Raw genomic sequence first — 12,500 nt, forward strand, 5'->3', positions numbered from 1 at the left:
AAAACTCCGGCGCCCCGGCGAATTGTGCGGGGAACAAGAACGCCGTTGAAGCGCCCCCCGGCCCGTGTTGAGACTGCGCCCGACGGTGTGGGAGAGCGGAATGAGGGTCTTCATCAACGGGTTCGGGCGGATCGGCCGGTCGGTGCTGCGGGCCTATCTCCTGGCCCCGGAAAACTGGCCCGGGTTGGAGATCGTCGGGATCAACGACATCGCCACGCCGGAAATGTGCGCTTACCTTTTCGAGTATGACTCGGTCTTCGGGCCTTGGCGGGGCTCGGTTTCGCTGGAGGGCGGGGCGCTGGTCGTCGAAGGGCGGCAGGTGCCGCTGCACCGGACCCCGGATCTGTCGAGGCTGGACCTGACCGGCGTGGACCTGGTGATGGAATGCACCGGCCGGGCCGAGGCGCGCGACGTGGCAGAGCGGGGGCTGCAGGCAGGGGCCGCACGGGTGCTGGTGTCGGGGCCGTCTTCGGCGGCGGATGTGACGGTGGTGCTTGGGGCGAACGATGGCATGCTTGCGGGGCAAAGGATCGTCTCCAACGCTTCTTGCACGACCAATGCGCTGGCCCCGCTGGCGAAGCTGATCCATGCGAACTGGGAGATCGTGACCGGGTCGATGACGACGGTCCACTGCTACACCGGCAGCCAGCCGACGGTGGATGCGCCTGCCGCGGACTACCCGCGCAGCCGGGCGGCGGCCCTGTCGATGGTGCCCACCACGACCAGCGCCGCGCGGCTGCTGGACGGGGTCCTGCCCGAGATCGCAGGGCGGATCGTGGCGCAGGCGGTGCGGGTGCCGGTGGCAAGCGTCTCCTGCGTGGACTTCCATCTGGTCACGGAAAAACGGCCCTCCGCCCTTGAGGTGAACATGGTCTTTCGGGCTGCCGGTGGCGTCATCGGGGCAACGGATCGGCCCCTCGTTTCGACCGACCTGCGCGCGCGGCCGGAGAGTGTCGTGATGGCCTGCCCGGAGACGAAGGTCTCGGACGGGGGGATGCTGCGGGTCTTCGGGTGGTATGACAACGAGTGGGGGTTTTCGAACCGGATGCTGGATATGGCGGCCCGGATGGGGTCAAGTTGAACGGGGAACGCTCCTGGACACACGCTCGTCGATGACTGCGTCACTCCTCGCTGCGGGCGGGATGTCCACGGGACGACGACGTCGAACGACGAGGCTGGTCAGAAGGACTTGGTGAAAAGGATCCAGTCCGAGGCCGCGACCGCCCAGTCGTCCTTGACAACGGCCCTGCGCGCGATCTCGGTGAAGCCTTTGGCGCGATAGAGGCGTAGCGCGTCCTGGTGGGTGTCTTCGGCAATCAGGCTGATTGTCGCGCGGCCCAAGTCACGGGTCACCGCTTCGGCCTTCGCCAAAAGCGCAGAGCCCAACCCCTTGCCCCGGAACTGCGGGTAGGTTGCCAGCACGTTCAGATACCACGACCCCGGCGCCAGGGCCTCCAGCTCCAGCAATGGCACGAAGATCGGCGGCGTGCCGGGGTCGATCGGCTCGGGCACGTCGGCGGCAGGGTAGCCGAGAAGGCAGGCAGCGACCTCGCCGTCAACCTCGGCCAGCCAGGCGTTGCGGTAGGAAAAGCTGCCCGTGTCTCGCGCGGCACGCTCGCGCCCATAGGCGATGGGGTCCACCCCCGGTGCTGCGGATTTCTTCCAGAAATGCAGCGGCAGGTCGTCGGCCGCCATGTTGATGAAACGCACCAGATGGTCGGCGTCACTGGCCTTTGCGTCGCGGATCAGCATGGGTCGCACCTCCATCCTTTTCCCCCCGATGAAGCAGAGCAGTCCCGGTCCTGCAAGACCTGAACCGACAGAAGTCGACGGTTTGCGTCAGCCTGCCTGGCTGAGGCCCGATCCGGTGCCGGACCGGCGCCTTGCTGCAATGCAGCCTGGCGTCGGAAACTGACGATATCCTTGTCCTGACTGTGGCACAGACTAACTTAAGCAATCAGCCTGAAAGACGAGTGTGTGCACATGAGCGGTCTGATCGGTGCGCTGCCCCTTTCGATCCCGACTCTTGCGCGTGTGCTGGACCGTAGCCCCGATTGCGTGAAGTTTCTCGACCTTGAGGGGCGGCTGGTCTGGATGAACTCCAACGGGCTGTGCGCGATGGAGATCGACGATTTCGACACTGTCGCGGGCAAGGAATGGTCCGAGCTTTGGCCGGCAGCCGGTGCGGGCCAGGTCAGCGCCGCGCTCTCGCAATCCGTGGAAGATGGCATTTCGACCTTTTCGGGCTTTTGCCCCACCGCTAAGGGCACCAAGCGCTGGTGGGATGTGGCCGTTCATCCGGCAGCGGACGAGAACGGGCAGACGGTCGGCTATCTGTCGATCTCGCGCGATGTGACCGAGCGGGAAAACCGGATTGCCGCGATGGAGGCCGTAGTGGCCGAGATGCGGCACCGGCTGCGCAACGGCTATACCCTCGTCTGCGGATTGATCCGGGGGCTTTCCCGCGGCAATGCCGAGTTGTCCGCATTCTCGGACGAAGTGCAGCGCCGGATCACGGCCATTGCCGACGCGCAGTCGGTGTTCGTGTCGGGCAAATCCCAGTCCGGTCTGGCCACGCTGGTCTCGATTCTGATCGAGCCGTTCCGGGGGCAGATCGGGGTGCACCTGGATCTGGAAGTGGACCCCGACATCGTCATCGACGCCCGGGTCAGCGATGCCATCGCCCTTGTCGTCGGCGAGTTCGTGGTCAATTCGGCCAAGCATGGCGCGATTGGCAAGGGCGGTCATATAGCGGTCAGCGGGAAAAGTGCCGACGGCGCGCTGACGATCCTCTGGCGCGAAACGGCGGTGGAGGCCGTGTCCGCCACCGCGCGCGAGGGTGGGCAGGGGCTGAACATCATCACGCAGATGCTGCGGGCCAACAACGCCGGCCTTGACCTGCGCTGGGATACCTTTGGCCCGGTCGCGACCATCACCTTCCAGGCAGGGTTTGCGCAGGACACCGCGGACGCGGCCCGTCAGAACTGATCCTTCCGCTTCGCCCGTCTTGTCGCTGTCGGCTGGTCCCGGTCGGTCCTTGTGCTTGTCATGGGCGCGGTGCGATCCTACCAAGGACCAAAGACAGGGAGACCCGCCATGACCGACACCGTTTTCCGCTTCCCCGCCCCCGGACCCGAGCCGATGCTCACCGATCTGGAAGGCTGGGTAAAGACCGAAGGCTCGCCCATGATGAAGACCTGGGTCCAGCACACCAGTGCCGATGGCAGCGTGATCAGCGGGACCTGGGAGGCGACCGTGGGGTCGTGGCATGCGTCCTACAAGTTCTACGAATTCGTCCACCTGATCGAAGGGCAGATCACCATCACTCCGGACGGCGGCCAGCCAGTGACGCTGCGGCCGGGCGATGCCTTTGTGGTCGAGCCGACCTTCAGGGGCACCTGGACCATCGAAGCTCCGGTCCGCAAGCACTTCTGCATCAAGCTGAAGTAGGCCTGGCTAAAGCCAGACCCTTGTCTTCGGCAATGGCTGGTGGGCGGCGTCGAACAAGGGTTTGAGGTTCTTCGGGGCGTAGGTCATCCGCTTGCGGGTCTTTACCAGATCGTCGGGCGAGATCAGGCCCAGCTTGCCAAAGCGTTCGATCACGCTCCAGTGCACGTGTTCATTGATGGTCTTCAGGGGCTTGCGGTCCGGGCCAAGCGGGCGGTAAAGCCGTTCCATCAGGTCGACCGCCACGTTCTGTTCGCAGACCGACCGGATGGTGGGGGTCAGGTGGTCCTTCATCGACCAGCCCTGGCGCGGGTCGTGGGTAGGGCCAAGGACGTTCAGCGTGGCCGGATGCGGCAAAAGGCCGGGCGTCGTCTCGTCCACCTGAAGCCCCGCGCTTTTGGCCCGGTCGATCATCCACAGCAGCGGGATATCCGCCAGTTCGCGGTCGGAATAGCCGCCGCCGACATCGCCGTGGCACCCCGCGAACCAGACCTGTTCGATGGTCGAACCGGCTGGGGCGGTCCCGGTCCAGAGCGTCGGGACAAATTCGTCGCGGTGTTCGTCGATGGCCAGAGCCTGCGCGCCGTGCTTCACGATGCGCGAGGGCGAGGTGTCGTGGAAACCGTGGACCAGGCCCGAAATCTCGCTGAGGAAACCGACCGGGATGCCCAGGGCGCCAACGGTATCCCAGACACCAAGGAAGTTCACCGCGACCTCTTCATGCGTCTCGATCTTCTTCTTGGCATAGCGCCTGACGAAGTCCTGGGGAGACCGCTTCTTGAAGTCGCGGTAGTAGGACCAGGCGGTCTGCAGGTGCCCCAGACTTTGCCGTTTCAAAAGCCCGGCCGAGCCAAGCAGTCCGGTCATCGACCGGGCGGCATAGGCCCCGCGGGAATAGCCGAACAGGAAGATCTCGTCCGCGGGCACGTCGCGGCCCTGGTCGTCCTTGTGGGCCGGGACATAGTTCTGGGCCAGGAAAAGGTAGGCGGTGCGGATGATATCGTCGATCCCCGCGCCGGTCGCCCCGGCGATCAGCCGATCCAGCCGAGAGCCACTGGTGCCGACCCCTCGCAGGTAGATCGAGAATTGCGGGACGCCGTCCGTGCCCGAATTGGCACGGATGGCGCGGGACAGGCGGACCACGTTGGTCTCGGCCCGCTCGCTGTCGGCGGCGTTCCAGGTTCCGTCGAAGCAGACAACAAGGCGCTTGTGCATGGCTGAAATCCCTCTGTGCTGGAAATGCAGGACCTGCGGAAATGCGGCGGCAGGCCTTGCCGGGATGCTGCATCCGGACCCGGGACCCTGTCAATCGCGGGGGGCTTAGTCGAGGCCGTCGTCGGGGATGTTCAGCACGGTGCCGCACGCCTTGCAGTGGACCGCATCGTGGTCGTGGCGGCGCAGGCCGCAGGTCGGGCAGGGGAACTGCGCCTTGGGCGGTCGCAGGACGACCTGGACCAGGCGCAGGAACAGGCTGATCCCGAAGATCATGATGACCACGGCCAGCAGTCGGCCGCCGCTGCCGACCATCGTGATGTCTCCGAACCCGGTCGTGGTCAGCGTGGTGACGGTGAAATAAAGCGCATCGACGTAGTTGCGGATATCCTCGTTGCGGCCGACCTGGGTCTGGTAGACCAGCGAGGTCATCGCAAAGATGAAGATCATCAGGTTCAGCGCCGCGCGGATCGTGGTTTCGTGCCTGCGAAAGCCCCGGATGTCGTCGCGCAACTGGTCCAGCGTCTGGGGCGAATGGAAGACGCGGTAAAGCCGCAGGACCCGCAGGAACGCCAGCCCCTCGCCCCAGATCGGGACCAGAAGCGAGAGGATGACCAGGACGTCGGCCAGACCCCAGAAACTGGCAAGGTCCTTCAGCGGACGGCGCGAGATGAAGAGCCGGGCCATGAAGTCCAACAGGAAGACCGCGCCGATGGCCACATCGATCTGGACGTGCTGCTGCCCGCGTTCGAAGAAGGACGAGGTGATAAGCCAGGCCACGGTCAGCAGATCGAAGGCCAGAAGCGCATAGCGGAAGCGGTCTCCGGTCGGGCCGGCGCCTTCGTAAAGCGTGCGGAGGCGGGTGCGGAGCGAGGCTTCGGTCATGGGGTCCTGCTGCGGCCAGAGGGGCAAGTCTAGCCGGGCGGGCGCGGGCTGTCAGGGGGGAAAGCGGGTGCGGCCCTCCCGGTCGGGAAGGCCGCACGTCGGTCAGTGGTCGGCCTGTGCGGCGGCGGCCTTGATCGCCTCGGTCTGTTCTTCAGTGCCGTTGAAGAAGGCGTTCAGGATCACGGCGGTGATCGAGGCCAGAAGGATGCCGCTTTCGATCAGCGGGTGGATGTCATGGGGCATCCACTGCTTGAAGTTCGGGGCCACCAGCGGGATCATCCCCATGCCGATGGATACCGCGACGACAAACAGGTTGTTGCGGTTCTTTGCGAAGTCCACGCTTGCCAGGATGCGGATGCCGGTGGCGGCGACCATGCCGAACATCACAAGGCCCGCTCCGCCCAGGACCATCGTCGGGACGGATTCGACAAGCGCGCCCATCTTTGGGACCAGGCCCAGGACGATCAGGATGATCCCGCCCGCGACGCAGACAAAGCGGCTGCGGACTCCGGTCACTCCGACGAGGCCGACGTTCTGGCTGAAGGACGTGTAGGGGAAGGTGTTGAAGATGCCGCCGATCAGGGTGCCAAGGCCGTCGGTCCGCAGGCCCGAGGAGAGCATCGGTTGCGTGACGGGCTTGCCGGTCATGTCGCCCAGGGCCAGGAACATGCCGGTGGATTCGATCATCACGACGATCATGACCAGCGTCATGGTGACGATCATGACAAGGTCGAAGGTCGGCATGCCGAAGTGGAAGGGCGTGATCAGACCGAACCAGGCGGCCTCACCCACCTTGTCGAAGGTCATCTTGCCCAGGGCCACGGCGATGACGGCGCCGATGATGATGCCCAGAAGGACCGAGATATTGGCGACAAAGCCCTTGGCAAAGCGGGCAATCAGCAGGATCGAGACCAGGACGATGGCCGAGATGCCGACGTTGCCCAGGGGCGCGTAGGCCGGGTTCATCATGGTGGCGGCGGGGGCGAACTTGGGCGGCAGTTCGGTGACGCCGGTGACGGTGCCCGCGGTGGCCCCCTCGGTCACGGCTTTCAGCCAGTCGGCGTGCACGGGGTCGACGATCATCGGCGCGGTCGGGCCGACGGGGTTGCCGAAGATCCAGTTGATGCCGATCCGCATCAGGCTGACGCCGATCACCAGGATGATCGTGCCGGTGACCACCGGCGGGAAGAAGCGCAAGAGGCGGCTGACAACCGGGGCGATGAGGATCGAGATCACTCCGGCGGCGATGATCGCGCCGAAGATCGCGCGGGCGCCGTCCGCCCCTGGGGTGGCATTGGCCATCGCGACCATCGGGCCGACGGCGGCGAAGGTGACGCCCATCATCACCGGCAGCTTGATCCCGAACCATTGGGTCGCGCCCATCGACTGGATCAGGGTGACAAGGCCGCAGACGAAAAGGTCGGCCGAGATCAGGAATGCGACATCCGCCGGCTCCAGCTTCAGCGCGCGGCCGACGATCAGGGGCACGGCGACGGCCCCGGCGTACATGACAAGGACGTGCTGCAGGCCAAGCGTGAAGAGCTTGGGCGGTGGCAGCATCTCGTCCACGGGATGCGTGGTGGTCATTCGGTTTCTGTCCTTTTCCCTTGGGGCTTCATTGGTATTCGCGCCGTCTGCGCATTGCCCCTGCATGCGCTCCGGTTAGGACGCCCCCCTCGGTTCAGGGGGCGAGGACCGTCCACGGTTCGGTGTAACGGTGTTCTTCAAGGTTCGGGGTGGGCCCGATCCGGTCCACCACGACAAAGATGCCGGGGGAATGCAGCGGTGTCAGCACGCCGTGCCAGGTGCCACGGTGCAGGTTGATGCCTTGCGCGCCGTTTGTCAGGAACGCGCGCGGTTCTGCCTGCGGATCGGGCGCGACGATGACGAGGAAGGGGTTCTGCGTCATGGGAATGAAGGCTTGGCTGCCGTCGGGGTGACGTTCGATCAGGTCGAAGCTGTAGGGCAGCGCGCGGGGCTGGGCCTGGAAGATCGAGATGCCCGCGCGCGCATCGCCGAAGTCCAGCGTGGCGCGGTCGTGGTGGCGCTGGCAGAGGCCCGCGTTGATCAGACGGAAGTCTCCGGTCGCGTCCAGCACGTCGCCGAAAGGGGCGAAGGCTTCGGCCGTCAAAGGTTCGGTGCGCAGGGGTCTCATGCGCGGCTCCTCGTGCGGCTTCGCCTTCTCGTCGCTGGGGCGCGCACCAGCGAGGAGTGCCGAAGGTGGAGGCGGGCGGCGCTCATCGTGCCGGTCCGAAGGCGCCCGGGCCGCGCAGCTTGGCGTGGCGGTTGACGTCCTTGTAAAGCAGATAGCGGAAGCGGCCGGGACCGGCGGCATAGCAGGCCTGCGGGCAGTACGCGCGCAGCCACATGAAATCGCCGGCTTCGACCTCGACCCAGTCCTGGTTCAGCTTGTAGACCGCCTTTCCCTCCAGAACGTAAAGCCCGTGCTCCATGACGTGGGTTTCCTCGAAGGGGATCACGCCGCCGGGTTGCAGGGTCACGATATTCACATGCGCGTCGTGGCGCAGGTCGTCGGGTTCGACAAAGCGGGTGGTGCCCCAGCGGTTCTCGGTGTCGGGCATCCAGCGGACGGGGACGTCGCGTTCGTTGATGACGAAAGCCTCGGGCGCGGGGGTTCCGGGGGCCGGCTCGTAGATCTTGCGCAGCCAGTGGAAGCGGGCAGGGGCGCTGCCTTCGGCGAGAAGGGTCCAGCGGGTGCCTGCGGGGATATAGGCGTATGAGCCTTCCTCCATCTCGTAGCCGGTGCCGTCGAGGGTCAGGGTTGCAAGGCCGCCAGTGAAGAAAAGCCAGTGTTCCGCGCCGGTTTCGGCGTCGGGCGCGTCCGAGCCGCCGCCGGGGGCGACCTCCATCACATATTGGCTGAAGGTTTCCGCAAAGCCCGACATCGGACGGGCGATCAGCCAGAGTTTCGTCTTCGTCCAGCCGGGCAGGAAGCTGGTGACGATGTCGGAAAAGCAGCCCTTCGGGATCACGCAGTAGCTGCCGGTGAAGACCGCGCGCTGGGTCATCAGCGCGGTCTGCGGTGGCAGGCCGCCGGGCGGGGCGTAATAGGTGCTCATGGCAGTTGGTCCTTCAGGCGCAGTTCGGCGATGCGTTCCACCTGGGCGCAGGCGGTGGTGAATTCGGTGGCGGTGTCGTTGTTGATCCGGGTCTGGAAGGCCTGCAGGATGGTGGCCTTGGTGTTGTCGCGGACAGCGATGATGAAGGGAAAGCCGTGTTTTGCGACATACTCCTCGTTCAGCCGCTGGAAGCGGCTTCGCTCCTCGTCAGTCAGGGCGTCAAGGGCGGCGGAGGCCTGTTCGGCGGTGGACTCGGCCGTCAGGCGTTTGGCGGCGGCGAGCTTCCCGGCAAGATCAGGGTGCGCTTTCAGGACCTTGAGCCGGTCTTCGGGCGCGGCTGACCTGAACATCCGGGTCAGCGCGTTGTGCAGACCCGCGGCCGAGTCATGGGCGGGCCCGAGTTCAAGGTCGAAGGCACGGTCGGCGATCCAGGGGGAATGTTCGAAAATGGAACCGAACCGCTCGACGAAGCGGGACCGCGCCATTTCAGAGGGCCGCTCGAACCGCTTGTGAGGATGCGTTTTTTGCCAGTGCTCGGCGATCTCGATCCGGCGCGGAAACCAGACGCCGGTGTGGGATATTGCATAATCCAGGAAGCGCTTGAGGCCCGCGATCTTGCCCGGGCGGCCGATCAGGCGGCAGTGCAGGCCGATGGAGAACATCTTGGCCTGACCCGCCTCGCCTTCGGCGTAAAGGGTGTCGAAGCTGTCCTTGAGGTATTGGAAGAACTGCTCGCCGGTGATGTAGCCGGGGGCGGTGGCAAAGCGCATGTCGTTGGCTTCCAGCGTGTAGGGGATCACCAGCTGGTCATGGTCGCCATATTCGCGCCAGTAGGGCAGATCGTCGTCGTAAGTGTCGGAAATCCAGGCCAGCCGTCGGGTCTCGGCGGTCAGGCGCACCGTGTTCATGCTGCAGCGGCCGGTGTACCAGCCTTGCGGCGGGGAGCCGACGACTTCCTCATGCAGGCGGAAGGACTCGGCGATCTGGGCGGCCTCTTCCTCGGGGGGCATGTCGCGGTGGTCGACCCATTTCAACCCGTGCGACGCGATCTCCCACCCGGCGGCCTTCATCGCGGCGACCTGCTCGGGATTGCGGGCCAGGGCCGAGGTCACGCCGTAGATCGTGACGGGAATGTCCATGCCCGTGAACAGCCGGTGCAGCCGCCAGAACCCGGCCCGCGCGCCGTAATCGTAGATCGACTCCATGTTCCAGTGCCGCTGGCCGGGCCAGGGGGCGGCCCCGGCGATGTCGGAAAGGAACGCCTCGGACTGGGCGTCGCCGTGCAGGATGTTGTTCTCGCCGCCCTCTTCGTAGTTCAGGACGACAGAAACGGCGATCTTCGCGCCGCCGGGCCAGCGGGCGTCGGGCGGGTTGGGGCCGTGGCCACGGAAATCTCGGGGGTAACGGTTCACGGGGGCGTCTCCTTCTTGGGGCGAGACTAGGGGAGAAAAGCAAAAGGTATTTTCAGGATTTCACGGAAAGTCATATGCCGACAAGCGTGGGTCGCACGTAGAGCCGTTTCGTGGTCAGATATGCCCCAGACCGATGGAGGATGACGAATGGGACGGCTTTCGACGCATGTGCTGGACACCGCAAAGGGCAAGCCCGCGGCGGGGGTGAAGATCATGCTTTACCGGATTTCCGGTCAGAGTCACCGCAAGGTGAAGGAGGTCGTGACCAATGCCGACGGGCGGACGGACGGACCGCTTCTGGAAGGCGATGCGCTGACGGCCGGAGTCTACGAGCTGGTCTTCTGTGCGGGCGACTACTTGCGGGCAAGCGGGCAGGCTGGTGAAGCCATTCTTTTCCTTGATGAAATTCCCATTCGCTTCGGGGTGCCGGACGCCAGTCAGCACTATCACGTGCCGCTTCTGATCTCGCCCTTCGGATACTCGACCTACCGGGGGTCCTGAGGCGCGATCCATTGCCCCGAAAAGGTCGTGAAAGCGTCACTTGCACAACCGCCGAGACACGTCTTATGTGGCCGGGTAATTTTTTCGGCTTCAAGGAGAACCGCATGTTTCGGATGAATTCGTATTTGGCCGCCCCGGCCTTTGCTTTGTTGATGAGCGGAACTGCCCACGCCGCGCTGACTGCGGATCAGGTCTGGCAGTCCTGGAAGGATGCCGGTGCGCTGGTCGGGCTGACGGTTTCGGCTGCCACGGAGAACAATGCCGATGGTGTGCTGACGCTGAACGGCGTGTCGATCGCGCCCGAAGGCATGGCGGGCCTGACGATTTCGGACATGGTGCTTACCGAAGAGGACGACGGGTCGGTCACGATCGAGCCGGGCGCCGACATCGGCGTGGCGATGGCCGGCGAGGCCGAGGGTGCGGTGACCGTGACGCATGACGGGCTGGTCCTGACCGCCCGCGAGGCCGATGGCGGGCTGGCCTATGACTATGAGGCGGCCAAGCTGGATGTCGTCTATGACACCAGCTATCCGGGTGTATCCTTTGACGGGTCCGAAGCGCCGACCGTGACCTCGGCGGGGACTGTGGGCTTTACCAACCTGTCGGGCACCTATTCCGACACGCCCGGCACCAATCGGACCTTCGGGCTGGATATCGCGGCCGACGTGCTGGCCTACAACACCAGCCTCGATGACCCCGGGATGGAGATGAAGCAGACCTCGACCAGCGAGACCGCGGGCATCGAGATGTCGATGGCGTTTGCGCTGCCCTCCAGCATGCAGCTGACCGCCATGTCCGCGCCGGCCGACTTTGGCACCGCGCTGAACGAGGGCCTGTCCTTTACCCTGTCGACCAAGCAGGGTGAGTCGACCGGCACAATGACGCAGGAAAGCGCCTTCATGCCGATGGACCTCGTGATGAAGGCCGGTGGCGGGGAAGGCACGGTCGTCTTCAACAAGGACACGTTCTCGATGAAGTCGATGGCATCGGGGCTGGATATCTCGTCCGGGCCGGGGATGATGCCGGTGCCGGTGCAGGTGACCTCGGGGCCGATCGAGTTCGACCTGACGACTCCGGTCGTGGCGACGGAAGCTGCGGGCGACTATTCGTTCGTCATGAAGCTTGCCGACTTCAGCGTGAACGAGGAAGCCTGGGCGATGTTCGACCCGAACGCCGCCCTGCCGCGTGATGCAGCCCAGATCGCCATCGACATCTCGGGCAAGACCACGATGGACCTGCCCGCGCTGATCGCGTCGGGAGAGGGTGGGGCGCCCTACACGCCTGCGCCGGAAAGCCTGAACATCACCGAACTGGGTGTGAAGGTCGCGGGCGCGGCGCTGGCGGCGACCGGGGCGTTCACCTTCGACAACTCGATGGGCATCCCGATGCCGCTGGGTGAGGCGAACGTCAGCGTCACCGGTGCCAACGCGCTGATCGACGGGCTGATCGCCACAGGCCTGATGTCGGAAGACGACGCAATGGGCGCGCGGATGATGATGGGCATGTTCATGGTGCCGGGTGCGAATGCCGACGAGCTGACCTCGAAGATCGAGGCCAAGGAAGGCATGCAGATCCTGGTGAACGGCCAGCCGCTGCCGATGTAAGGCTTGCGGTTTCGGATTGGGAAGGGCGGGGCTGCGGTTCCGCCCTTTTTCTTTGCGGCGGTGGGTGGATCGCCCGCCCTACGCGTGTGTGGCGCGACGCAGGTCCTCGCGGATCTGAGCGGCCATGTAGTCGGTGAAAAGCTGGACCTTCGGGTCCTTCAATCTGCGGTGCTGGCTGAGCGCCGACAGTTGAATCGGCAGCGGCGGCGTGGCGGTGGCGACGGGGACAAGGTGGCCCTCGCGCAGATGGTCGGCGACCTCGAACAGGGGTTTCAGAACGATCCCGCGCCCGTCCAGCGCCCAGCCTGTCAGCACATCGCCGTCATCGGATTCGAAGGGCCCGGTGATCTCGAACCTGC

13 protein-coding genes are annotated in these 12,500 nt (G+C 65.2%); 5 read left to right on the forward strand and 8 right to left on the reverse strand.

Annotated elements, in window-relative coordinates; genetic code table 11:
• Nucleotides 1-100 precede the first annotated feature (100 nt).
• Nucleotides 101-1,081: a type I glyceraldehyde-3-phosphate dehydrogenase gene (locus tag U1E69_RS01255; RefSeq protein WP_322242213.1), complete on the forward strand. Its 981-nt coding sequence runs from the start codon at nt 101-103 to the stop codon at nt 1,079-1,081.
• 98 nt (nt 1,082-1,179) lie between these two features.
• Here U1E69_RS01255 and U1E69_RS01260 read toward each other — a convergent pair whose 3' ends face one another.
• Nucleotides 1,180-1,767 carry a GNAT family N-acetyltransferase gene (locus tag U1E69_RS01260; RefSeq protein ID WP_322242214.1) on the reverse strand — a complete coding sequence of 196 codons (588 nt, stop codon included), beginning with the start codon at nt 1,765-1,767 and terminating at the stop codon, nt 1,180-1,182.
• Between the two features lie 216 nt (nt 1,768-1,983).
• On the opposite strand from U1E69_RS01260, the gene U1E69_RS01265 reads away from it, so the two are divergent.
• Nucleotides 1,984-2,988, forward strand: a complete 1,005-nt coding sequence (locus tag U1E69_RS01265; protein WP_322242216.1) for a PAS domain-containing protein — start codon at nt 1,984-1,986, stop codon at nt 2,986-2,988.
• 108 nt (nt 2,989-3,096) lie between these two features.
• On the forward strand, nt 3,097-3,450 hold the full coding sequence (locus U1E69_RS01270) for a cupin domain-containing protein (RefSeq protein ID WP_322242217.1): 354 nt from the start codon (nt 3,097-3,099) through the stop codon (nt 3,448-3,450).
• A gap of 6 nt (nt 3,451-3,456) precedes the next feature.
• Here U1E69_RS01270 and U1E69_RS01275 read toward each other — a convergent pair whose 3' ends face one another.
• From U1E69_RS01275 to puuE, 6 genes are all read right to left on the reverse strand, one after another.
• Nucleotides 3,457-4,662, reverse strand: coding sequence for a DUF2235 domain-containing protein (locus tag U1E69_RS01275; protein ID WP_322242218.1), 1,206 nt, complete (start codon nt 4,660-4,662; stop codon nt 3,457-3,459).
• 105 nt (nt 4,663-4,767) lie between these two features.
• The gene (locus tag U1E69_RS01280; RefSeq protein WP_322242220.1) at nt 4,768-5,544 is read right to left on the reverse strand and encodes a potassium channel family protein; all 777 of its coding nucleotides are present in this window, start codon (nt 5,542-5,544) and stop codon (nt 4,768-4,770) included.
• A 102-nt stretch (nt 5,545-5,646) separates the two neighbouring features.
• A complete protein-coding gene (locus tag U1E69_RS01285) occupies nt 5,647-7,131 on the reverse strand; it encodes a nucleobase:cation symporter-2 family protein (RefSeq protein WP_322242221.1) in 1,485 nt (494 codons plus the stop codon).
• A 94-nt stretch (nt 7,132-7,225) separates the two neighbouring features.
• On the reverse strand, nt 7,226-7,699 hold the full coding sequence (locus U1E69_RS01290) for an ureidoglycolate lyase (protein WP_322242222.1): 474 nt from the start codon (nt 7,697-7,699) through the stop codon (nt 7,226-7,228).
• A gap of 82 nt (nt 7,700-7,781) precedes the next feature.
• The gene (locus U1E69_RS01295) at nt 7,782-8,624 is read right to left on the reverse strand and encodes a bifunctional allantoicase/(S)-ureidoglycine aminohydrolase (RefSeq protein WP_322242223.1); all 843 of its coding nucleotides are present in this window, start codon (nt 8,622-8,624) and stop codon (nt 7,782-7,784) included.
• Nucleotides 8,621-10,036, reverse strand: coding sequence for an allantoinase PuuE (gene puuE, locus U1E69_RS01300; protein WP_322242225.1), 1,416 nt, complete (start codon nt 10,034-10,036; stop codon nt 8,621-8,623). Before puuE ends, U1E69_RS01295 begins: the two co-directional genes overlap by 4 nt.
• 147 nt (nt 10,037-10,183) lie before the next feature.
• Here puuE and uraH point away from each other — a divergent pair, with 147 nt between their 5' ends.
• Both uraH and U1E69_RS01310 read left to right on the forward strand, forming a co-directional pair.
• Nucleotides 10,184-10,537 carry a hydroxyisourate hydrolase gene (uraH, locus tag U1E69_RS01305; RefSeq protein ID WP_322242226.1) on the forward strand — a complete coding sequence of 118 codons (354 nt, stop codon included), beginning with the start codon at nt 10,184-10,186 and terminating at the stop codon, nt 10,535-10,537.
• A gap of 152 nt (nt 10,538-10,689) precedes the next feature.
• Nucleotides 10,690-12,141, forward strand: coding sequence for a DUF2125 domain-containing protein (locus U1E69_RS01310; protein WP_322242227.1), 1,452 nt, complete (start codon nt 10,690-10,692; stop codon nt 12,139-12,141).
• Nucleotides 12,142-12,219: 78 nt separating this feature from the next.
• On the opposite strand, the gene U1E69_RS01315 is transcribed toward U1E69_RS01310, so the two are convergent.
• The coding region (locus U1E69_RS01315; protein WP_322242229.1) for a LysR substrate-binding domain-containing protein at nt 12,220-12,500 on the reverse strand (281 nt) is incomplete at its 5' end.

Origin of the sequence: Tabrizicola sp., from assembly GCF_034366665.1 — a bacterium.
Lineage (GTDB): Bacteria > Pseudomonadota > Alphaproteobacteria > Rhodobacterales > Rhodobacteraceae > Tabrizicola.

What these genes read in the sequence shown, in the direction of transcription:
- U1E69_RS01255 (WP_322242213.1), top strand. Translation starts at nt 101, where the DNA reads ATGAGGGTCTTCATCAACGGGTTCGGGCGGATCGGCCGGTCGGTGCTG.
- U1E69_RS01260 (WP_322242214.1), bottom strand. Translation starts at nt 1,767, where the DNA reads ATGGAGGTGCGACCCATGCTGATCCGCGACGCAAAGGCCAGTGACGCC.
- U1E69_RS01265 (WP_322242216.1), top strand. Translation starts at nt 1,984, where the DNA reads ATGAGCGGTCTGATCGGTGCGCTGCCCCTTTCGATCCCGACTCTTGCG.
- U1E69_RS01270 (WP_322242217.1), top strand. Translation starts at nt 3,097, where the DNA reads ATGACCGACACCGTTTTCCGCTTCCCCGCCCCCGGACCCGAGCCGATG.
- U1E69_RS01275 (WP_322242218.1), bottom strand. Translation starts at nt 4,662, where the DNA reads ATGCACAAGCGCCTTGTTGTCTGCTTCGACGGAACCTGGAACGCCGCC.
- U1E69_RS01280 (WP_322242220.1), bottom strand. Translation starts at nt 5,544, where the DNA reads ATGACCGAAGCCTCGCTCCGCACCCGCCTCCGCACGCTTTACGAAGGC.
- U1E69_RS01285 (WP_322242221.1), bottom strand. Translation starts at nt 7,131, where the DNA reads ATGACCACCACGCATCCCGTGGACGAGATGCTGCCACCGCCCAAGCTC.
- U1E69_RS01290 (WP_322242222.1), bottom strand. Translation starts at nt 7,699, where the DNA reads ATGAGACCCCTGCGCACCGAACCTTTGACGGCCGAAGCCTTCGCCCCT.
- U1E69_RS01295 (WP_322242223.1), bottom strand. Translation starts at nt 8,624, where the DNA reads ATGAGCACCTATTACGCCCCGCCCGGCGGCCTGCCACCGCAGACCGCG.
- uraH (WP_322242226.1), top strand. Translation starts at nt 10,184, where the DNA reads ATGGGACGGCTTTCGACGCATGTGCTGGACACCGCAAAGGGCAAGCCC.
- U1E69_RS01310 (WP_322242227.1), top strand. Translation starts at nt 10,690, where the DNA reads ATGAGCGGAACTGCCCACGCCGCGCTGACTGCGGATCAGGTCTGGCAG.